At 64.5% G+C, this 21529-nt stretch carries 22 protein-coding genes; 19 read left to right on the forward strand and 3 right to left on the reverse strand.

Annotation, left to right across the window (positions count from 1 at the left end; all coding sequences use genetic code 11):
- Positions 1–11: 11 nt before the first annotated feature.
- The 15 genes from JKG68_RS15105 to JKG68_RS15175 all read left to right on the forward strand — a co-directional run bounded on the left by JKG68_RS15105 (position 12) and on the right by JKG68_RS15175 (position 15427).
- On the forward strand, positions 12–353 hold the full coding sequence (locus JKG68_RS15105; RefSeq protein WP_202060936.1) for a hypothetical protein: 342 nt from the start codon (positions 12–14) through the stop codon (positions 351–353).
- Positions 354–430: 77 nt separating this feature from the next.
- The gene (locus JKG68_RS15110; protein ID WP_202060941.1) at positions 431–2464 is read left to right on the forward strand and encodes an AAA family ATPase; all 2034 of its coding nucleotides are present in this window, start codon (positions 431–433) and stop codon (positions 2462–2464) included.
- Between the two features lie 374 nt (positions 2465–2838).
- Positions 2839–3042: a hypothetical protein gene (locus JKG68_RS15115; RefSeq protein ID WP_202060942.1), complete on the forward strand. Its 204-nt coding sequence runs from the start codon at positions 2839–2841 to the stop codon at positions 3040–3042.
- Between the two features lie 94 nt (positions 3043–3136).
- Positions 3137–3898 (forward strand): hypothetical protein, encoded by a 762-nt coding sequence (locus JKG68_RS15120; RefSeq protein WP_202060944.1) that lies wholly within the window; start codon positions 3137–3139, stop codon positions 3896–3898.
- Positions 3895–6087, forward strand: coding sequence for a TnsB C-terminal domain-containing protein (locus JKG68_RS15125; RefSeq protein ID WP_246515454.1), 2193 nt, complete (start codon positions 3895–3897; stop codon positions 6085–6087). Before JKG68_RS15120 ends, JKG68_RS15125 begins: the two co-directional genes overlap by 4 nt.
- A 2-nt stretch (positions 6088–6089) precedes the next feature.
- Positions 6090–7223: an ATP-binding protein gene (locus tag JKG68_RS15130; RefSeq protein WP_202060946.1), complete on the forward strand. Its 1134-nt coding sequence runs from the start codon at positions 6090–6092 to the stop codon at positions 7221–7223.
- Positions 7220–9070: a TniQ family protein gene (locus tag JKG68_RS15135; RefSeq protein WP_202060947.1), complete on the forward strand. Its 1851-nt coding sequence runs from the start codon at positions 7220–7222 to the stop codon at positions 9068–9070. The genes JKG68_RS15130 and JKG68_RS15135 overlap by 4 nt, the downstream gene beginning before the upstream one ends.
- Positions 9071–9412: 342 nt before the next feature.
- The gene (locus tag JKG68_RS15140; protein WP_202060949.1) at positions 9413–10075 is read left to right on the forward strand and encodes a 3'-5' exonuclease; all 663 of its coding nucleotides are present in this window, start codon (positions 9413–9415) and stop codon (positions 10073–10075) included.
- Positions 10062–11048, forward strand: coding sequence for a nucleotidyltransferase domain-containing protein (locus tag JKG68_RS15145; protein WP_202060951.1), 987 nt, complete (start codon positions 10062–10064; stop codon positions 11046–11048). Before JKG68_RS15140 ends, JKG68_RS15145 begins: the two co-directional genes overlap by 14 nt.
- Positions 11049–11079: 31 nt before the next feature.
- Entirely contained in the window at positions 11080–11511 is a 432-nt protein-coding gene (locus tag JKG68_RS15150) for a DUF1801 domain-containing protein (RefSeq protein ID WP_202060953.1), read from the forward strand.
- Positions 11512–11546: 35 nt separating this feature from the next.
- A complete protein-coding gene (locus JKG68_RS15155) occupies positions 11547–12071 on the forward strand; it encodes a hypothetical protein (RefSeq protein WP_202060958.1) in 525 nt (174 codons plus the stop codon).
- Complete coding sequence (locus tag JKG68_RS15160) at positions 12068–12262, forward strand: hypothetical protein (RefSeq protein WP_202060960.1); 195 nt, start codon at positions 12068–12070, stop codon at positions 12260–12262. The genes JKG68_RS15155 and JKG68_RS15160 overlap by 4 nt, the downstream gene beginning before the upstream one ends.
- A gap of 581 nt (positions 12263–12843) precedes the next feature.
- On the forward strand, positions 12844–13104 hold the full coding sequence (locus JKG68_RS15165) for a hypothetical protein (RefSeq protein ID WP_202060961.1): 261 nt from the start codon (positions 12844–12846) through the stop codon (positions 13102–13104).
- A 211-nt stretch (positions 13105–13315) separates the two neighbouring features.
- On the forward strand, positions 13316–14551 hold the full coding sequence (gene pepT / locus JKG68_RS15170; RefSeq protein WP_202060967.1) for a peptidase T: 1236 nt from the start codon (positions 13316–13318) through the stop codon (positions 14549–14551).
- Positions 14552–14950: 399 nt separating this feature from the next.
- Complete coding sequence (locus JKG68_RS15175) at positions 14951–15427, forward strand: cupin domain-containing protein (protein ID WP_202060969.1); 477 nt, start codon at positions 14951–14953, stop codon at positions 15425–15427.
- A gap of 26 nt (positions 15428–15453) precedes the next feature.
- Here the strand turns inward: JKG68_RS15175 and JKG68_RS15180 are convergent, their stop codons facing one another.
- Positions 15454–15915, reverse strand: a complete 462-nt coding sequence (locus JKG68_RS15180) for an Rrf2 family transcriptional regulator (protein WP_202060971.1) — start codon at positions 15913–15915, stop codon at positions 15454–15456.
- 69 nt (positions 15916–15984) lie between these two features.
- A complete protein-coding gene (locus JKG68_RS15185; protein ID WP_202060973.1) occupies positions 15985–16878 on the reverse strand; it encodes an NAD(P)/FAD-dependent oxidoreductase in 894 nt (297 codons plus the stop codon).
- 329 nt (positions 16879–17207) lie between these two features.
- On the opposite strand from JKG68_RS15185, the gene JKG68_RS15190 reads away from it, so the two are divergent.
- A complete protein-coding gene (locus tag JKG68_RS15190; protein ID WP_202060974.1) occupies positions 17208–17402 on the forward strand; it encodes a hypothetical protein in 195 nt (64 codons plus the stop codon).
- 198 nt (positions 17403–17600) lie between these two features.
- Positions 17601–17753, forward strand: coding sequence for a DUF1127 domain-containing protein (locus tag JKG68_RS15195; RefSeq protein WP_246515456.1), 153 nt, complete (start codon positions 17601–17603; stop codon positions 17751–17753).
- Positions 17754–17802: 49 nt separating this feature from the next.
- On the opposite strand, the gene JKG68_RS15200 is transcribed toward JKG68_RS15195, so the two are convergent.
- A complete protein-coding gene (locus JKG68_RS15200; protein ID WP_202060976.1) occupies positions 17803–18423 on the reverse strand; it encodes a class I SAM-dependent methyltransferase in 621 nt (206 codons plus the stop codon).
- Between the two features lie 299 nt (positions 18424–18722).
- Between JKG68_RS15200 and JKG68_RS15205 the strand changes: the two genes are divergently transcribed.
- Together JKG68_RS15205 and JKG68_RS15210 are read left to right on the forward strand one after the other, a co-directional pair.
- The gene (locus JKG68_RS15205) at positions 18723–19850 is read left to right on the forward strand and encodes a DUF2778 domain-containing protein (RefSeq protein WP_246515458.1); all 1128 of its coding nucleotides are present in this window, start codon (positions 18723–18725) and stop codon (positions 19848–19850) included.
- Between the two features lie 213 nt (positions 19851–20063).
- Positions 20064–21242 (forward strand): alginate lyase family protein, encoded by a 1179-nt coding sequence (locus tag JKG68_RS15210; RefSeq protein WP_202060984.1) that lies wholly within the window; start codon positions 20064–20066, stop codon positions 21240–21242.
- The last annotated feature ends 287 nt before the right edge of the window (positions 21243–21529 follow it).

Below are 21529 nucleotides of genomic sequence, written 5' to 3' on the forward strand. Positions count from 1 at the left end.
GGAGCACGCCTATGACCTTCATCATCAACAAAGACGGCCCGGCACCCGGACTCGAACCGGAAATCCAGCGGCTGCGCGCCCTCGTGCAGGACCTCGAGGACATCCGCCGGGGAAAGCATCCCGACAATGCCGCACTGGCCACCTGCCCCAAGATCCATGATTGGCTGGGTATCACGCGCCCCGATCCCTGCCTGACAGGTATCATGTTCAACCATCCGACGATTGGCGATGGGCGGCAGGGCGTCACGACCGGGCTGTGGGTGCTGGCACCCAAACTCGGCTACGCACGAACGATCACCCGCCTCTACGCCCTTGGCAGGCCGGACCGCTCCGCGCTGCTAGACCTCCGCTAGTCTCAAGACGGACCCATCGCCCCGAACACAGGCATCACACCGCCCTCCCCGGCGGGCTCGCCACATGGACATCGACAATGACACGCATTCTCCCGAACAGGCGCAAGGAGGCCGTGCGCCGCCCCACCGATGTGGGCAAGACCCTGGCCCGCAACCTGCTCATTCGTGCCCTCAGGCATGCAGACCTTCACCACGTCCTGCGCGGGCAGCCTGGCATCATCGGCATCGTCGTGGCCGACCCGAAGGATAGGGAAGTATTCGTGGACGCTGGAAGGACGCTGCTCCGCTCCCTCTCCAAGGACATGCTCGAGATCGAACTCGACAGGATCGACTCCGCCTATGAGGTTCTTGAGTTCGACGGCGGCAAGGGCAAGCGGTCGAATACGACCGAGTCTGCCATCCGAAACATGCTGGCATCCCATGTTCGTGTATTCGCCTTCGCCTCCGACCCCGCTGAGATCCCGCCCATGTTCCAGATCGCGGCCGATGGGATCGTCGTACCGAATCCGGTTGACGCGGACGCCCTTAGGGGCGCGCTGTACGTCGTGCTTGGCCGCGCGCCCAACGAGCTCGTTGACGCCGCGACCGGGCTGCCGCTCGTGATCATCGGCACCTTGGTCAAGCCCGGCCGAAGTGTCGGGCAGATCGTCCGAAGACTGCGGCTTGCCAAGCAGGTCGAACCCGCCCCCGTCAGCCCGAAGGAACGCCGCGAGCACCCATGCCTCGACGACCTGCATGGCCTCGGCGAGGCTGCCGAGTGGGGACGGTCTCTGGCGCGGGATCTCACCGACTACCGAGCTGGCCGCATCCCCTGGTCCGATGTGGATCGCGGCGCCCTCATCAGCGGACCTCCCGGGACGGGCAAGACGATGTTCGCCCGGGCACTCGGAAAAACCTGCGGCGTGTCCGTCCACGTGCACTCCCTCGCCCGTTGGCAGGCTAAGGGCTACCTCAACGACCTTCTGAAGGCCATGCGGGCCGCCTTCGACGAGGCGCGGAAGGACGCTCCCTGCATCCTGTTCATCGACGAGCTCGACTCGTTCGGGGACCGCGAGAAGGTCAACGAGCGGCACGAGCAGTACACCCGGGAGGTCATCAACGGCTTCCTCGAGTGCCTCGACGGCGCGGAAGGACGCGAGGGGGTGGTCGTGGTCGGGGCGACAAACTTCCCCCACAAGATTGATGCCGCAATCCGTAGGCCGGGCCGCCTCGACAGACACATTGCGATCCCGGTGCCGGATCTTGAGGCTCGCAAGGGCATCCTGCGGCATCATCTGGGCGACGCGCTCCCGGAGGCCGATCTATCGGAGGTGGCGGAAAGGCTGGAGGGAGCGTCAGGTGCCGCCATCGAGCAGGTCGTGCGCGACGCCAAGCGGCGAGCAAGGGGTGAGCGGCGGGACCTTGGTGTCGGTGACCTCGACCAAAGCCTACCGACGCGCCTGCGCCTATCGGATGCCATGTACCACCGGGCCTGCGTCCACGAGGCCGGGCATGCGGTGGTCGGCTGCCTACTGGCGGAGGAGTCGGGCAGCTCGCCTATTGAGGCCCGCGCCTTCCGGGAGGTGGCGCCCGGCGCGCCCGTCGGGTCCACTGCCTTCGACCACCGCTGCGGGGTCGTCCGCACGAGGGCAGCTTACCTGGCGTGGATCACGGTCCTCCTGGCAGGAGTTGCGGCGGAGGAGCTCGTTTTCGGGAGCCGCTCCGACGGCGGCGGCGGATCAAACGGTGCCGATCTCCACCAGGCGACGGTGCTTGCGGCCACAATGGAAGCATCCCTGGGCTTGGGACACAGCCTAGCCTACATCGTGCCGCGGGACGGCGCCGAGGTGCTGGAGCGGGTGCGGGTGGACGCCTCGCTGCGGCGGACGGTGAACCGGACGCTGGGCGAGTGCCTGGAGCGAGCGAAGGCGCTGCTGCGGGCGAACGGGCCCGCGCTTGAAGAACTCGCGGACGTGCTCGGGAGGCGCGGGCGCGTGCAGTTCGACCACATCCTCAGGACTGTTTTGACGGCGGATCGGAGCCGCGCCATTCCTGTCCCAGATGCTGACCAGGATTCACGAGCAGAAGGCGGCCAGGTCCTAAGGACCCAGACAATGTCCAAATTTTTTTAAGGATTCACGTTTTGAGCCCCGGGAGGCGAGGCCGTCTTCTGCTTGACTACCAATGATTCGGCAGCGCCCGAATGAAACCTTCGAAGATTGGCAGGCAGTCCCTGTTTCAAGGGATTGAGTCCGCGAGCCATCGCTCGCCATGACGGGAGACACTATCATGCCCGCAAGCGTCCGCAACCTATTCCTTCGCACCGACGGCGCGCGGCACCCCCTACCTGCCGTAGGACTCAGAAACGCCTTAAGAGGACCGCCGCCGACCACCTGACAAGGCTCCGAAGGCGCGCTAACCCCCGCGCCGCTGTCGGCGGCATCCATCCGAACGAATCCTAGCAACACGACCCGCCGCAACCGCAGCGGGAATGAAGGAGCACGCGATGAGCACGTCGAGGCCGACCGTCACTCCTGCCACCGCCCTGGTCGGGAAAAGCACGCGGGGTCGGCCCCTGAAGCCGCCGGACATCCGCTTCGAGAGCCCACCCGGGCACGACATTGAGTTCGTCCTGCTTACCGCACTCCGGATGGTGAAGGCACGCGACGGGCCCGCCGCGCTTGGTCGAGGCGATCGCACGGAACCCTGAACCGGCAGCGTCGACAGACCGCCAGACACCTCAAGCCAACCGATCCCTCACAACATGCCGCGCAGCACCGTCTGCGGGAACGGAGAAACACGTCATGAGCACATCCAGTACAAAAGAGACACCATCGGACGCCGGCACCCGAACCGCAGCCCGCGCGAGCCGTGTCTGGACTCCGCCGTCGGCCTCGCTGGCGAGCCGGCGGTCACCCCTCAAGGGAACGACCACGTCGTCCGTCAGGGGCTCCCTCGTCATCCCGACGACCAACCGGGAGATGGTCTACGACAGCACACTCGAGCGCGACCTCATCTGCATCGCTGCGACCCACCGTGACGCAAGGGCCCTGCGCGAGCAGCCCAAGGCAATCACGTACATCGATGTAGATGGCCGTGAACGGAACCACACTTTCGACCTCGTCGTGGACCTGAAGGACATGACCCGCCTGAACATCGCGGTGAAACCAGCCGCGAAGGTGGCATCCAGTGGCATCGAGGAGACCCTCGAGCTGATCCGGGCGACGTCCACCAAGGGGCGGCGAGAGACCTTCGTGCTTCGCACCGGGTATCACATCACCCGCGCCCGCGCGGCGGATGCCCGCCTGATCCTCAAGTCCCGCCGCATGCGCGACGACGCGTGCATCGCCGAGGTCGGCGCCGTCGCGTCCCGCCTTCGCGGCACGGTGAGGATCGCCGACCTGATGGCCGCCACCCGCAACGACGGCCACGGCTTCATGGCTGTCGTCTGCCTGATCGATGACGGCGTGCTCGATCACGCCGGGCCCGGCCGCATCTCGGCCGACAGCGCCGTCCGGCCGGCCCGCAAGCCCACCGAGTCCCACAGAGGAAAGGACACACCATGACGCTCCCCACCGCCCCGCAATCACCCAAGATGCCGAGGACCGTTCCGACCCCTTTCGTCCCCCGCTACCGCTTGGAGCCGCACGCCCGGTACATCATCGACGGCACCTTGGAGTTCGTCGCGCACTCCAGCGACGACCATGGACACGTCCTGCGCCGCGTCGACAATCCCAACCTGTGCGAGTCGTTCACGCATGCAGTGTTTGCGGAGTTGCTCGACGAGGGTCGGATGAACATCGTCCGGGACTACCATCGTGCGTCCGCGGCCGCCGTCCGGCTTGAAGGCCCCGAGCGGCTTATCACGGAGCTCGCGCCCAAGCGCCGCGAGAGGCTGCTCGCGCGCAAGGACGTCTGCGATGCCTTCCTGCGGGCCGAGGCGGCGGGCGAGACCAGCCGCGCGGACGTCCCCATGAAGGCGTTCATCAAACGCTACGCGATGGGGATCCTTGAGAAGGCCGTCGAGCAGGGACGCTGCGGCAGCGACGACATCATCGTGAAGCGCCCACCGAGCCCGACCGCGCTGCGCAAGTGGCTGCGCAAGTACGAGGCCTGCGGCTTCGATGCGATGTCCCTGCGCGACGGCTACGGCCGCAGCGGCAACCGCATGCCGCGCCTGGAGAGCGAGGAACGCGCGCTGATGCGCGAGATCGCCGAGCGCTACGCGAGTCGCCTCCAGCCGACGAAGGCAACGCTCTACATCGACTTGGTCGATGCGGTTCGGAAGGAGAACCTGAAGCGCCGCGCGACGGGCGAGCGGCTCCTCAAGAAACCGAGCCGGGCGGCCTTCGAGCGCGTGATCTCGGGCCTCGACCCGTTCATGGTCTGCGCCGGCCGCGAGGGAGAGGCGGCGGCGCGCAAGAAGTTCTTCATCGTCCGCGGCGGCCTCGACATGTCCCGGCCGCTCGAGCGGGTGGAGATGGATGCCTGGACAATTTCCCTCCAGGTCATTCTCGAGGATGCAGGCGTTTGGTCCAAGCTCTCCCCCGAGATCAGGGCCGAGGTCGGGCGTCGGCGGCTGTTGCTTTCGGTCGCCATCGATTGCTACACGCGCTGCATCCTGGCCGCCCGCATCATCGACAGCAACACGTCCACCGCTGCCGTGTCCACGATCGCAATGGCCGTGATGGACAAGTCGCGCTTCGCCGAGGCCGCCGGGTGCGTGACCCCGTGGGACCAGTGCGGGACTGGAGAGACCTACGCGACGGACAACGACAAGGCCTACACGGCCTACGAGACCCGGGCATCCGTGACCGACATGGGCAGCGAGATGCTGTTCCCGCCGGCAGGAACCCCGCAGAACCGGGCCAGGATCGAGCGCTTCTTCCGCACCATCCACAAGCAGCTCGTGGCCCTGTTCCACGGCCGCAGCTTCGAGAACGTGGTCGCGAAGGGCGACTACGAATCCGAAGCCAACGCCGTCATCGACGCGGACGAACTCGGACGGGCGATCGTGCGCTGGATCGTCGACGTCTACCACAACACGCCGCACGAAGGCCTCGGGGGCGAGACCCCGCGCAACTGCTGGATCCGCACCACCCGCCTCCACCCGGTGCTGCCCCCACCGGACCCGGACGTCTGCCGCCACATCTTCGGCATTACGGTCGAGCGCCGGATCACCAACTCGGGCGTGCGGGTGCTGGGCCTCAACTACCAGTCCGAGGAGATCCAGCGCCTGCGCCGGGTCGCGCAGCAGAAGCCTGTTCTCGTGCGCATCGACGAGGGCGACCTCGGCTACGTGTCGGTGCGGGCCGAGGACGGCTGGCTGACCGTTCCCTGCGTGAAGGCGGGCTTCAACGGCGTTCCTCTCGAGCGCTGGGTCGCAACCGAGCGAGCGCTGCGCCGTGAGCATGCCGACATGGCGCGGCTCTCTGAGGAAGTCGTCCTTCAGGCGCTGGCCGACATTAAGGCCTTCTCCGCCTCGGCCACGCAACGTGCCGGCATCGCGTCCCCGATCATCACCTCCACCGATGTCGATCGCCTCGAGCGGGATCGGTTCCGCACCTTCTCGTTCGACCGCGGCCCGGAGGACGGCCCCGCCGTGTTCGACCCCGTCGACGTCGCCATGGAGGACGATGCGGATACGCCTTGCCGCACCGACGCCGCGCAGATGCCTGGGCCCGACGGCAGGGGTTCTGGGGCGCCGGAAGGTGACGACGGAACCAAGGAAGACGACTACGGCATGGAGGATTGAGGATGGATACGAGCGTGAATGAACCCGGCGGCATCGAGGATGCCGTCAGCCGGATGCGCCGCCTCCAGTCGGAGCGACGCGCCCGCAGCAGCGGGGTGATGGCAGGCGTATTGTTGGCCTACATCACCACCCAGCGTGATAAGGTGCTCGAGCCCGAACTGGACGGTCTCATCGACAGCTTCCTGCTAGCGCAAGAGGCGGCAGAGGACGGCTCGTCCCGCCAGGTGGGGCGGCTGCGCGAGGGACGTGCCCTGACCGTCACAGGGCAGTCCGGGGCGGGCAAGACCCGGACACTCGAGCGCCACTTCCTCAAACGGGAGGAGTTCGCAGGGTACGGCGATCCGAACGCCGACTGCATCCTGGTCTCCGTTTCGACGCCGTCGCCGTGCACGCTGCGGCTCCTCGGGATGGAAGTGCTCGCGGCCCTCGGGTACGAGACCACCCGCAGGCTCGAGGAGAACGTCGTCTGGGACATGGTGCAGCACCAGATGGCCCTGCGCGGCGTGCGTTTCCTGCACATCGACGAGCTCCAGCACGTCCTCCAGACCAGGAATCCGGTCGAGATCGGCAAGGTCCAGGACACCCTGAAGCGCCTGATGCAGAACAAGTCCTGGCCCGTGTGGCTGATCCTGTCCGGCCTGCCGGAGATCGGGCGGTTCTTCGCGGACGATGAGCAGGTCTGGCGCCGCACCCGTCACGTCGTTTTCAACGACCTGACTCTCGAGCGCGACGCCGCGCTCGTCCGCCGCCTGATCTCCTCCTACGGGCAGGAGAAGGCCAGCCTGTCCGTGAACGACGTGGTCAGCGACGCGTTCGTCGCCCGGCTCCTCCATGCGGCGCTCGGCCGGTTCGGGATCGTGATCGAGTTCATCCAGGACGCGATCCGGAAGGCGCTCCTGGAGGAGTCCGCTTCTCTCGGGGTCGACCACTTCGCGGACGCCTACTCGGCCAGGACCGGGTGCCTGCCCGAGGCGAACGTGTTCACGGCCTCGGGCGACTGGTGGCTGATCCGGCCGCGCGAGGGCCTCGTCCGCGACCTGCCCGAGGATGAGGAGGATGAGGACGAGAAGCCGAAGAGGCGCCGCGGCGGCAAGCAAGGCCGCAACACCCAACCCCGTGACAGGAGAAACCCGTGACCCCGCTGCATCCCTCCCTGACCGTTCGCCTGCGCCTCGACGAGACCCCGCAGAGCCAGTGCTCGCGCAACGCCCTGCTGCTCGGCCGCTCGGCCCGTGAATTCTGCCGAGACATGGGGCTTTCCTTCCAAGGCATCGTGGACGGGGACATGCCCGCCTTGGAAGCCCTGGCCCTACGCACGCGCGCTGATCTCGGGCTACTCGCGGCAGGTGCCGTGGTGAAGGTTGGCGAGTGCCGCTTCTCCGTCTCGGGGCAGGCGCTCGTCCGCGACACCCTGAGCCGCAAGTCGCTGCGGGTATGCCCGCATTGCATCCAAACGGATCTCGAGCAAGGGACCGAGCCCTTGGCCGTCCGACCGTATGGCCGGACGGCATGGCTCATCGAGCCGATCCGCACCTGTCCGGAGCATGGCGTGGGCCTCGTCGCCGTCGCCGGAGACGACCACCCCCAGCGCGTCCACGACTTCGCCGCCTTGATCCAGCCTGCCATCCCCGGGATTCGGCAGATCGCAGACGGGGCGTCCCGGCGGAGCGTTACCGCCTTCGAGCGGCACCTGCTGGCCCGGTGCGAGGGATCCGACACCGACGACGTGCCGTTCCTGCGCGCGTTGCCGTTCTACGCCGCGGCGAAGGCCTGCGAGGTGATCGGCGCCATTGCGACGCACGGCATCCGCTTCCGGACCGATCGTCTCTCCGACGGCGAGTGGCACGAGGCCGGGGCGGCGGGATTCGAGATCGCTTCGGGCGGGGAGGATGCCATCCGTGCCTTCCTGTCGGGCCTCCAGGACCGCGTCAGGTCGGCCAAGGGCGACTGGGGGCCGCGACTGGTGTTCGGCCGCCTGTACGAGTGGCTTGCGCACGAATCGGACGATGCGGCGTACGAGCCGCTGCGCGACCTCATCCGGCGGCACGTGGTCGAGACGATGCCGCTCGGCCCCGGCGATGACGTCTTCGGTCGGGAGGTGACGGTGCGCTGCCTGCACTCCGTCGGATCGGCCGCTCGCGAGACGGGTGCCCATCCCAAGCGCCTGCGAAAGCTCCTGCACGCGGCAGGGTACGTGTCGTCCGAGGCCATGTCCCTGTCGGACTCGTGGGTCACATTCGACGCGGAATCGGCACGCGACTTCCTGGAGTGGGTATCGGAGGCAATGACGCTCACTGAGGCGGGCGAGTACCTCAACGCCCCTCGCCCGCACGAGCGCCTCCTGTTCGAGGCCGGGTTCATCGTACCGTTCGTCCGTGGCGGGACGGACATCCTCAAGGACCACGCCTTCGCCCAGCAGGATCTCCATGCCTTCCTAAAGAGGCTGCTGGCGGACGCGCCCGATGCAGGTCCCGATGACGGTGCGCTCGTGCCCATCCCGTCCGCGGCCAAGCGAGCGTCCTGCTCCGCGATGGAGATCGTGCGGCTGATCCTTGATCGAAAGCTGGCACGGGTCAGGCGCCGGGCTGACGTCGCGGGGTACCTATCGGTGCTGGTCGATCCCGAGGAGGTGAAGCCCCTCGTGCAGGGTCAGGCCGACGGGAGCCTCTCGCTGCGCGAGGTCGAGCAGCGGCTCGTCACCACGACACGGGTGGTGAAGGCCCTGATCAAACATGGCCACCTGCCCTCGCGCGTCGAGATCAACCCTGTGAACCGTTGTTCCCGGCAGGTCGTGAGGCAGGACGACCTGGAGGCCTTCATGGACCGCTACGTCACGCTGCACGTCGCCGCGAAGGAACGAGGGATCCATTTCAGGAAGCTGAGGTCGGCGCTGGACGAGGCGGGTGCCCGGTCCGCCTTCGATCCCGCGTTGGTGCACGCTAGCTTCTATGACAGGAAGTACATCACGGGATTGAGCAACTAGACACTCTCCCAAAGGATCCGAACACCTTTCCCTAGTTCAGCATTCCTCATGAAGCAGCCCCGGCACCACCGGGGCTTTTTCATGCCCGTTGTCAAAGTCTGCCTCACGGTGAGGCGAATTGATGCGTACGAGGGTGAGGCGATCTGATGGCTTACAACGCCACTCACGTGAGGCATTCCTGAATCAGAAACCCTTATTTTCTGGGCGTTCTGGAGTGCACGTGAGGCATCCTTTGGGGGCCTCTACAGCAACCTTGTAGGTTGCGGCGTGACTCACAACGAATGCTCAAGAAGCATCTGCTATCTTTTATATCTTTTCGCACTTATCTATCAGGTACTCTAAATGAGTCTCATTGATTTGACTGGCTCTGAACCTACAGCTGCTACTCATAAGCCTTACGGCAAGAGTGCGGAGAGAAGAGTGGACGCTTATTTTTCAGCAGATGTAGAAACTGATGGGCCAATTCCAGGCCCGTATTCCATTCTTTCATTTGCAATCGTTTATGCTGGGTCTTTCGACGGCGTAAGATTTATACGTCCGCGAACTTACGATAGAGTATTCTACAAAGAATTGCGTCCGATATCAGAGAAGTACCAACCAGAAGCACTCAAGATCAATGGACTTAATAGAGATAGATTAAAACATGAGGGCTCTTCCCCGCAAACTGCCATGCAGGAAGCAGCGGAATGGATTAGGTCCAATGCTAGAGGAGCAAATCCAGTATTAGTAGCTTATCCACTAAGTTTCGATTGGACTTGGCTATACTGGTATTTCGTAAATTTTACTAGCGATGGATCCCCATTTGATTACTCCCGTTGCTACGATATCAAGACTGCATTGGCTGTCAAAGCTAGGATCCCTATCTCTGAAGCTGGTCGTTCAAGACTTCCTCCAAATTTAGCTTCAACCTATAGTCACACCCACCACGCGCTAGATGACGCTGTCGAACAAGCGGAAATCTTCGCTAACGTGTTCGAGTGGGGGGGAGTAAATGGTGGAGATTGATAAGCGTCGCGCTTTGACAGCAGAGCGCATGAATGCCATGCGCGAATTGCTCTCGGATGCAGAAAACTTATTAGAAGGGAAGGCCTGTGTCTACGCAACCGGCTCTTACGGACGTTGTGAGGCAAGCGAACACAGCGATTTAGATCTCTTTATCGTCGGCAAGTCTGACAAAGACACAAAGAAAAGCTTACTTCGACGCCTGGATGAGATCTGCATCAAAGCAGATCTTATAAGAGCAACAGAGCGCCTCAAGATCCGCGAGTTTGATGGGGATGGGCGGTACTTAGTTCATCATTCGTTAGATGACCTAACAAGGAGTATGGGCAGACCTGAAGATGATGCCACGAATACTTTTACCGCCCGACTCCTACTTTTACTAGAGAGTCATCCTCTTTTAGAAAAACATGTATATAACGAAATTATCAAAGACGTGATTAATGCTTATTGGCGAGATTACGCCGATCATCAAGATGAATTCATGCCAGCTTATTTAACGAATGATATTTTAAGATTGTGGCGAACGCTGTGCGTTAATTACGAAGCAAGCATATTCCGTGAGCCAGAAGAGAAGAAGATAAGCGGAAAAATAAAAAACTACAAACTGAAATACAGCAGAATGCTTACATGCTTTTCTGCTATACTTTATTTGCTAGCTCATTTCAATAAGATGAATACAGTCTCCAAAGAATTAGCCATGGATATGGCAAAGCTAAGCCCTATACAAAGAATACAGGAACTCTCTAAGGATAAAAACTTTGAAGATGCGCACCCTCATCTTTTGAAAGTCATATCAAATTATGACAGTTTCCTCTTGCGAACAGGCCTTGCAGAAAGTGAACTGCAGAAGAGGTTCTCGCAAAGGAACACTTTAGAAGACTACATGGATAAAGCTAATGAATTTGGGGAAAGTATCTTCAACGCACTTAATATGATTGGTAAACAGTCTCGTTTCCATAGAATGATTGTTGTATAAAGAAGCTTGTTCGCCAAGAGCAGCAGCAACCATGCAGACTGAAGTAACCACCCTGCAGCAAGAACCACCCTTCCCCTCCCAACAGATCGACGTGTATTTCCAGCACCTGAACGACGACTGGCGCGGCGAGACGCTGGGGTGGGTCCGGGCGCTCATCCGGCAGGCTGTTCCCGATATGGTCGAGGCGGTGAAGGGGCGCGGGGTTCCGGTGTGGGAGAAGGCCGGGATCATCTCTAAGGTTGAGACCGACAAGAACGGCGTGAAGCCAACCTTCGCCAAGGGCGCTTCGCTTGACGGCCCGTCCCGCCTCTTCGATGCCGGCTTTGAGCGCAGCACCCGCCGCCCCATCGATCTGCATGAGGGCGCGGCGCTCGAGCCGAAGGCTTTTATGGCACTCATCCCCGCCGCCGCTTCCCTGGATGCATCTCAGGCCGCACAGCGTCCGGCGCGCGCGCAATCCTGATGGACCGCACATGCGACAGGAGCCTGCTCCGGGCCATGGCGCAGGAGATCAGCGGGGCCGCGCATCGCTTGCCGGAGGAGCCGCTGACCGCCTTTCTCGCCATGCGGGGCCGCGCCTATGACGGCGCGCTGATGTGGGTCGGCCGCGCGGTGAACGGCTGGGTGAAGCCGGGCTGCACGCCTGCCGAGCTGCGGGATGCCGCCTGGGCCGAGGCCCTGGTGCAAGCCGTGCTCGCCAAGGCCGTCGGCGAAAGCGAAGGCCCCTGCCCGCTGCGCTGGGTTGCCGATCAATGGGGCAGCCGAACGGCCAGCTACAACACGGCCCGCTCGGCGTTCTGGCGGACGGCGCGGCGCATCCTGCTCGAGGCTGGCGATGCGGGCGCGACGGAGGGGCCTGGCCCTCGCGGCTCGTGTGGTCCAACCTCTACAAGTTCGCGCCGGAAAAGGGCTGGAACCCGAGCGAGGCGGTCGCCGCCCTGCAGCGGGCGCGATGCCGGGAGTTGCTGCTGCACGAGATCGCAACCTTCCGTCCCAGGCGCCTCGTCTTGGCTACGGGCATGAACTGGGCGCGTCCCTTCCTCGACGCGCCGTGCTTCGCGGGCGACCGGAGGCCCGGCACGAAGCCTGTGGAGGCCGGGGGCCGCCTCGTGCTCGATGGCGAAACCGTCGGTCGCTTCGTCGTCGCGTCCCACCCGATGGGCAAGAAAGAAGACCACTGGACCCAGGCGGTTCGCGAAGGCTTGGGGAACTGACGCCCCTGCGCATGTTCCTCGGGATGCGGGCAGAGATCGATAGGCCAGCCCCCTCACGTCATCACCGGCCCTCTTGCCGGTGATCCCGATTGATCGGGGCGCATCGCTTCACCGCATCGGGATGGCCGGAACGAGCCCAGCCATGACGGATGATAGCCGGTGTGATGTTCCTGTTTTGTTCTTGACAAACTTCCTCATCTTAGCTATATCGTTGCACAGCCTGGTCCTGACGAGGGGCGCGCTCGCGAGGCGTCGCAGTGTGGGAGCAGGCACGGTCCTGTGCATGAGCGTGACGCAGGCTCATGGGGCAGGAGGCCCTGGTGAGGGGCCGGAAGCGGGTTGGGCCCAGGGCCTCCAGCATGGCCGCCTTGGGCCAGCGCCGCACCGGTCGCACCAGTCCGCCTGAAAAGAACCGTGCGCGAAGAGGCAGTTCGGCTCTTCCCTTTCATACCACAGCGAGCCGGGCTGCAGCTTGCGCCACCCTCGTGTGCTCTTCAGGCTCGCAGCCCAAGGCTGCGGGCCCGAAGGCGCTGCTCTTATTTCCCAATTCCTTTTCGTCATTCATTGCATGAGGTTTCATCATGAGCCGAGTTCGCACCATCCTGGCCGGCCTGCCCGATGCCGACGATGTTCTGCGCCGCCTCGCCGACGTGATCCAGGTGCCGTCCGGCTGCCGCCGGCGCGGGTGCCGCACACAAGGGCTGTGCCAGGGCGGCTTCGGGCCGCCGTGCTTTCTGGAGAACCGCAAGCGCTTCTCCGATGCGGTGCTGGAGGAGATGGCCGAGCACCGCCAGCACTGGATCGACCAGCGCGCCAGGATCGAGACCCTGCTGCGGCGCTAGGATGAAGCTGAGCCGCGCGCGACCGGACGGGCTGCGCCTCGCGCCGCCATCGCGCCGGCCTCCCGCCGGGCTTGCACAAAAGGCGGGCCTGAACAAAAGGCGGGCTTGCACAAAAGGCAGGCTTGCACAAAAGGATGGCCCGGCAGGCCATTCACGCGCCGGCTTTGCGCCGCTACAAGCATGTGACCCTTCACTGCAGTTTGGATTCCTCATGGCCGCCAGCGTTACCGACCGCTTCCTCCGCTACGTCGTCATCGACACCCAGTCCGACGCCAAGTCCCCCAGCCAGCCCTCCACCGAGAAGCAGAAGGATCTCGGCCGCCTGCTGGTCGAGGAGCTGCTGGAGATCGGCGTGTCCGACGCGCATCTCGACGAGCACGGCTACGTGTACGCGACCATTCCGTCGAACACGCCGAAAAACAACGTGCCGGTCATCTGCATCTGCGCCCACATGGATACGGCGCCGGACTTTTCCGGCACGGGCGTGAAGCCGCAGATTGTCAGGAACTACGCGGGCGGCGACATCCGGCTGCCGGGCGACACCGCCCAGGTGATCCGCGTGTCCGACCATCCGGTGCTGAAGGATCTCGTCGGCCACGACATCGTCACCTCGGACGGCACGACGCTGCTCGGCGCCGACGACAAGGCGGGCATCGCCGAAATCATGGCGGCGGCCGAGTTCCTGATCAGCAACCCCGACGTCAAGCACGGCACGATCCGCATCCTCTTCACCACGGACGAGGAGATCGGCCGCGGGGTCGACAAGGTGGACCTCGAAAAGCTCGGCGCCGATTTCGGCTACACCATGGACGGCGAGACCGCCGGCACCATCGAGGACGAGAGCTTCTCGGCCGACGCGGTGGAGATCGCCATCAGGGGCGTGGCCATCCATCCGGGCTTCGCCTTCGGCAAGATGGAGAACGCGGTCAGGATCGCGGGCGACATCATCGCGCGACTGCCGAAAGACATGGCGCCCGAAACCACCAAGGGCCGCGACGGCTTCATCCATCCCACCGGCGTGACGGGCGTGATGGAAAAGGCGGCTTTGAGCTTCATCATCCGCGACTTCACGGAAGACGGGCTCAAGACCAAGGAAGCGCTGCTGGAGAAGATCACCCGGGAGGTCATGGAGGCCTATCCGGGCTCCAGCTACACGTTCACGGTCAAGGAGCAGTACCGCAACATGAAGGAGGTGCTCGACCGGCGCCCCGAGATCGTCGACTACGCGGTGGAGGCGATCCGCCGGGCCGGCATGGAGCCCGTGCGCGGCAGCATCCGCGGCGGCACGGACGGCTCGCGCCTGTCCTTCATGGGCCTGCCCTGCGCCAACATCTTCGCCGGGGGCCACGCCTTCCACTCCCCGCTGGAATTCGTCAGCAGCCAGGACATGGAAAAGGCGGTGAGCACCATCGTCGAGCTCGCCAAGATCTGGGAGGAGCGGGCCTGAAAAAGGAAAAGCCCAGGCTCCGGGGCGAACGGGCGGGATGCAGCCGCATCTCCTGCCTCGCCAGCTACGGGCCTGGGCTAAGGGGGTCCAGACGGGCGCCTGCATCGTCAGGCAGGTGCAGGATCGGACCGGGCCGGAGTACATCCGTCCTGGCACGGTCCCATCGAAGCCTGGCGGTGACGCCCGCCGCTTCGAAGTCCACAACAATGTCCGCTGGTCAGCTTGATATGGGGATTGGTTTTCGATTCGCAAGGGGTGCGCGAACGCACCTCGTGAAGCGCCAAAGGCGGGCGCTTGCTTGACAGCGGCCCCCAAGGGGCAGAGCCTTTTCGGGCGGCAGATGCCTTTCGCCCGGCCGCTTTGTTTGCGTCCGCTCCATCACCCCTTTGGGAGGTTGCGATGCAGTCCCTCACGCTTCAAGCCACAACCTGCGTTTCCGCCCTTCTGCTCTGCCTGGCGCCCGCCTTCGCCCAGCAGCACCAGCACGTCATGGTCAATCCCGGCGAGCTCACCTGGAAGGACGGCCCTCCGTCCCTTCCCAAGGGCGCGCAGATGGCGCTCCTCTACGGCGACCCGGCCAAGGACGGCATGTTCGTGATGCGCCTGAAGCTTCCGGCCAACTACAGGATCCCGGCCCATACCCATCCGACCGATGAGGTGGTCACCGTGGTCAGCGGCTCGTTCAACATCGGCATGGGCACTGCGTTCGACGCGGCGAAGACGAAGGCCATCACCGCGGGCGGGGTCGTCGCCATGTCGCCGGGCATGCAGCACTACGTGCAGATCGACCAAGAAACGGTCGTGCAGCTGAGCACCCGCGGCCCCTGGGCGATCGCCTACGTGAACCCGGCGGACGATCCGCGCAAGTCGCAATAGTCGGCAAGGCTCCGGAAGCGCGGCCCTCAGGCCACATGCTCGACCCGGCAGGTCCCATGCTTGGCCTCGGAGGCGCGAAGCGGGAAATCCGCGGCAATCTCGGAGAGCTTCACCTCACCGAAGCGCGCCAGAAGCTGGCGCTCGGCTTCTTCCAGGGTTCGTCCGAGGGCGCCGTTCACCGCCTGCTCCACGAGGCAGGCCGGCGCGTCCTTTGCCATGCCGAGGGCAAAGAGCTCCGGCGCCCCAAGCGCCTGATAAACGTCGAGGAGCGTGACGTGGGAGAGCGGCCGCGACAGGGTCCAGCCGCCCCCATGCCCCTTCACCGAGCTGACATATCCCGCCTCGCGCAACCCCGCCATCGTGCGCCTCACCACGGTCGGGTTGGTGCCCAGCATCTGGCCGATCTGCTCGGAGGTCATGGGAGCCTGATGCTGGTCCATGTGGAGCAGCACGTGAAGAATGCGGGAGAGGCTTCCGTTCTGTCTCAAGGAGAAGACCTTCTTTCAAACCGTCCCTTGCTACCATAGAGGCCGCCGGAGCGTCACGCACCGCCCGTCTCAGCTTCCGAAGATCAGCGACTGATGGGCGGCCGCGCCCGCCAACGCGCCGTCTCCGACCGCGAGCGAGACCGACCCCGCCATCCGTGCCGCGTCGCCGCAGGCGAAGACCCCGGGAACTGTGGTAGCCTTGACCGCATCCGTGCGAATGAAGGACCCCATCGGCCCCTCGTCGAAGGCGCAGCCAAGCTGCGCGGCGACCGGGCTCGCCACGCTCGTCCGCGGCAGGGTGAACAGGCCCTCAAGAGGGAAAACGCGCCCGTCGCCCATGACAAGGGTTACGCCATCCCCTTCGAGGCGGCCGACCGGGCCGTCGACGACCGTGATCCCGCGGCTTCGAAGTTGCTCGGTCTGCCCGGCATCGGGTGTGAACGCCTCATTGAGGAAGAAGGTGGTCGGCCCCCAATCCGGCAGCATCAGCGCGTGATGCAGGGACTTGGGCGATGTGGCAAGGACGCCGATGCGGCCCCGGTCGAGCTCGTAACCATGGCAGTAAGGACAGTGGAAGACGCTTCTGCCCCAACGCTCCTCAAGGCCGGGGATGTTCGGCAGCTCGTCCCTGACGCCCAGGGCAAGAACAAGCCGCCTGCCCGTTGCCTCCCGCCCTGCGGCCGCGACAGTGATGCGAAAGCCCATCTCAGCCGCCTCCGCGTGGGTCGCCTCGCCCGGAAGCCATTCGACATTGTCGTAGGCCATGAGCTGTGAGCGTCCTCGCGCGGCGATCTCGGCGGCGGGGGTGCCGTCCTGGGTCAGAAACCCATGCGAGGCCCCCGCGAAGCGATTGCGACGCATCCCGGCATCCTCGACCAGAACGCGTCGTCGAGCCCGGGCGAGCTGAAGCCCCGCCGCAAGTCCGGCATAGCTGCCTCCGATGATGATGACGTCGTAGTTCATTCGATACTCCTCCGGTTCACGCGACTTGATATGCCACATGATCCGGCGAGCACAAAGGTCATGCTACTTTCAAAGTATCGTGACCGGTCGAGCTTGCAGCTGGAGCCGTGCTGCCGCGAACCTGATCCGAGACTGACGGATGCCCGCTCTGCAGGCACATTGTCAAAGAACTAGGCGTCGTGCGCATAAGAAAGCATGGTTAAGTTTCTACTTATGCATTCAATGCATATGACATCTTCGCAGATGTATCTTTTGCGCCGCACAAAAAACCCCATACTAACTCAGACGAAAGTATTAGATCGGCCGATCCGGGGCCGAGGAGAGATCCTATGAGCACGTTGCAGATCAGCGCATCCATGGCCACTAGCACCGCCTCGGAGGGTACCCTCCGGCGCCCTGGTCCCGTGCTTCGGGTCCTCAGGACCGTGGTCGCCGCCATGGCCGAAACCAACCGCCGCAGGGCCGAGCTTGAGATCGCCCGGGCGGCCCGCAGCTATGGACTCGGTATCCCGGACCGCACCTGAGACCCGCTCGGCCTAAAGCCCTTTCCAGGAGACCGCCATGATCCTCGTCAGCTTCATTCGCCTCTTCCACAGCGTCCTGTCCGAGGCCCTGCAGATGCAGCGTGACGCAGCACGTCACCACCCCCACCTCGATTGGTGACCCGGAGCGCCGGGTCACGGACCCCGGAGCGCCGGGCTCGTCCAAAGGAGCCACATCCCATGATTACATCAATGATCCTCGCCCGCCTTGCCAGCTGGCGCCGCTATCGTCAGACTTTCCGCGAGCTCGACGGGCTCAATGATCGGGAACTGGCCGAGCTCGGCCTCGGCCGCCGCGATATCCGCGCCGTCGCCCGGCAGTCTGCCTGCTGAGGTCTTCCTCCAACCTCGCGGCGCCCGTCGAGGACCAGGACACCCGTCATCAAGCCGCCTGTGCAACACCCTGGCACAGGAAGCCCACAGGCCGCGGCGCGCCGTCGAGGTAGTAGTGCTCGATGCGGCGGATCGTGAAACCTGCCTCGTCGAGGAGCTTTTGCACGGGACGCGTCAGGTTGCAGCCCACGGCGAGCCTGCGCCAGATCGGGTTGAGGCGGTGCTGCCAGGTAGCCACGCCGGCATCGCTCGACAGGCCATGCTCCAGGAACAGCACGCGGCCGTTCGGCTTCAGCACGCGCCGAACCTCGCGCAGCGCCTGGGCGGGGTCCTGCACCGAGCACAGGGTGTAGGTGATCACCGCCGTGTCGACGGAGGCATCCTCCAGGGGCAGCTTCTCCGCCGGGGCCTGGATGATCTCCAGGGGAACCGGTGAGCGGCGATGGCGCTCCCAACCGAGCTTCAGGAAGCCCGCGATCGGGTCGACGCCGATCACGCGGGTGACGCGATCAGGATCATAGAGCGGCAGGTTCAGGCCCGGCCCGATCCCGATCTCCAGCACCACGCCGGACGCCTGCGGAACGACCCTCTCGCGCTCGTTCGCGATGGCCTCCATCGAGCACAGGCAGCTGACGAATCGTGGACCGATGTGACGTGCATAGAACCCCATGATTGGGTCTCCCGCTTAAAATTTCGAAGCATGCCCCCGCTCTCACCCATAGCCTGTGCCCGTACGGCAATCTGTGAGCCAGCACACGCGCTCACGGGGACCACACACGCAAAACAGACACATCATTTCTGCGGCAGCGACGCGCGGATTATCCAGACCTTAACCAAGCCGTCGTTTAATCGAGCCCGAGTGAATTTGTTTTTGCGTATGACGGCCTGATCACTCGAGGGCCTGTTCCCGGCGCCATGAGGATGGGTTCGGGCGTCGTGCGCGATCTGTTTTGCTGCGTAGAGTTCGCCATGTTGCACAAGCCGTATCCCTTACGCCGCCGCGCCTTGCGCAAAAACCGGCGCAGCCTTTTTCTGACGGCGGCTCTCGTGGCGGTCTCGCTGAGCCCTCTGGCCTATTTCGCCGACTTCAACCTTCAAAGCGATGCGCCACCTGCTCCATCCGTGAACAGCGCCTCCAACCAGGCGCCCGCACCAGCGGCTCCCGTGATCGCCTCGAGCAGGGCCTATGACCCGGCGCTGGTCGATCCGACTCCTTCCATGAAGCCGGATGCGCTCAACTTCGCTCAGAACGCACCGCTCCAGGCGGCGTTCAGGTCATCGGTCGTCCAGCGGGAAGCCAGTGTCGAACCGCAACCGCAGGAGCCTGCTCAACCGGCGGCGCCAGTTGCGATGGCGCAGGTCGTCCAGCCGATGCCCGCCTCGGTGCCGCTGCCGATGCCGCGTCCCGCCGATCTGCGGGCTCCGAAGCCTCTCGCGACATCGCGGGTGGCAAGCGCGCCGGCAGCTCCCGTGAACCCAGCGACACCGGCCCTGCCGAGCGCACCGGCGGACAACCGCTCTTTCATCGAGAAGCTCTTTGGCGTCCGCCCCGCCTCCGCGCCCGACGCCGCTCTCGGCTATGCGTCCCTGGACAGGGGCACGGGCAGCATCGCGCCCACCTCACGCTTCAGTCCCGCTCCCGATCTCGCAGGCAGCGGAACCGCGGTCTATGACATCGTGGCCCAGGTGGTGGTCATGCCGAACGGCGAGCGGCTGGAAGCGCATTCGGGTCTCGGCGACAAGATGGACGATCCGCGCCACGTGAACGTGCGGATGCAAGGCGCCACGCCGCCGGGCACCTACGTCATCACCGAACGCGAAGCGCTGTTCCACGGGGTGCGGGCGTTGCGTCTCACCCCGGTGGGCGGCAGCGCCGCCATCTACGGCCGCGACGGCATCCTGGCGCACACCTATTTGCTCGGGCCCAGAGGGGACTCGAACGGGTGCGTGTCCTTCAAGAACTACGACCGGTTCCTCCAGGCTTACCTGAGAGGCGAGGTGAAGCGCCTGATCGTGACCGCCGGACGCGGCCAGGATCTCCTGCCCCGTCTGGCCAACCGGACCGGCTCCTCCCGACGCTCGGCCAACAACAGCTGAGAGGCGGCTTGCGCCCCGGATGCCTCCAGGATGCTCTCAGCAGGCCGCAATGCCTGCGGTCCTCGACCCGAACTGTGATGCTTGGCTCAATCCGGTCGAATTCGGATAGATCCGCATGCGCTGACATGCCCCCTAAAGCCTGCGATTCGCGGCCTTGCATGGAGGCGCTCCGGGCCTAGTTCATGATGGGCATCGCCAGGAGGAGAGACGGGCATGATGGAAGATCCGCGATCTGCGGCGGAACGGGCTGACAACCTGCATGGCGGAGACGTCGGGTCGCGCCATCCGTCCACACCGGGGTCGCCTCGCCTCCTTCGCGTCGCCTTGGCCGCCACGATCCTTTTCACCGGATTTCTGGGCGCAGCGCCGTCCCAGGCGCAAGGGCTGGGCTTTCTTGTGCCGGCTCCTGCCAAGGACAAAGTTCAGGCCAAGCCGAAATACGATTGCGACACCCCCGGCGCACCCGTGATCTCCCTCGATGTCCAGAGCAAGTACAAGCAGGACGAGGCCAGCAAGGCGACGATCGACGAAGAGGCCGAGGAGGCTTACTCCGAGGCGGTGGAGCCCTTGCGCGAATATGCCAAGAACCTCGTGAGGATCTCCAACGCCTATGTGAAGTCGGATCCGAGGAACACCCTAGCGGCCACTTGCGCGCTGACCTGGCTGAACCACTGGGCCGCGGCGGATGCGATGACCGCCATGCGCTCGAAGCAGGCCCGCTTCAATCTCGGCCAGGCGCTCGGCGGCTTCGCGCTGGCCTACCTGCAGATCCGCAACGCGCCGGGTTTGGCGGAGGACCAGAAGAAACGCGTCGAGGCCTGGCTGAAGGCCCTGGGCTTGCAGATCCAGGAGTTCATGGACGGCAACAAGGAAGTTTCAGGCAGGAACAACCATCGTTACTGGGCCGGCTTGAGCGCCGCCGCAGCCGGAATCGCCAGCGGCGACAAGCGGCTCACCGACTGGGGCATCGACAGCGCGCGGATCGGCCTTGCGCAGATCACGCCGGACGGCACCCTGCCGCTTGAAGTGAAGCGCGGCAAACGCGCCCGCGACTACCACATCTTCGCGGCCCAGCCGCTGGTCGCCACCGCCGAACTGGCTCGCAGCCAGGGCGTCGATCTCTATGCGGAGAACGACGGCGCTTTGAGCAAGCTGGTGAAGCGGGTGGTGGATTCCCTCGACGATCCGTCCTTTTTTGAGAAGGCCAGCGGCACGAAGCAGGAGGCCTATCCGGGCGGCGACACGGTGCCGGCCAACCGCATCGCCTGGCTGGAAATCCACCAGAGCCGTTTCCCCTCACCTGAGGCTGAAGCGGTCCTGGAGGAAAAACGCCCTGTCGCCTCCAGCGGAATCGGTGGGGATATGACGCTGCTGTTTCACGGCAAGGAGTGAAGCGCAGGGGCAGCGGGATAAATGTTCCTGTTTTGTTCTTGACTTCTGCGGCAATCTTGGCTATATCGTTGCACAGCCTGGTCCTGACGAGGGGCGCGCTCGCGAGGCGTCGCAGTGTGGGAGCAGGCACGGTCCTGTGCATGAGCTCAACGCAGGCTCATGGGGCAGGAGGCCCTGGTGAGGGGCCGGAAGCGGGTTGGGCCCAGGGCCTCCAGCATGGCCGCCTTGGGCCAGCGCCGCACCGGTCGCACCAGTCCGCCTGAAAAGAACCGTGCGCGAAGAGGCAG

Source organism: Microvirga aerilata (assembly GCF_016743775.1).
Classification (GTDB): domain Bacteria; phylum Pseudomonadota; class Alphaproteobacteria; order Rhizobiales; family Beijerinckiaceae; genus Microvirga; species Microvirga aerilata.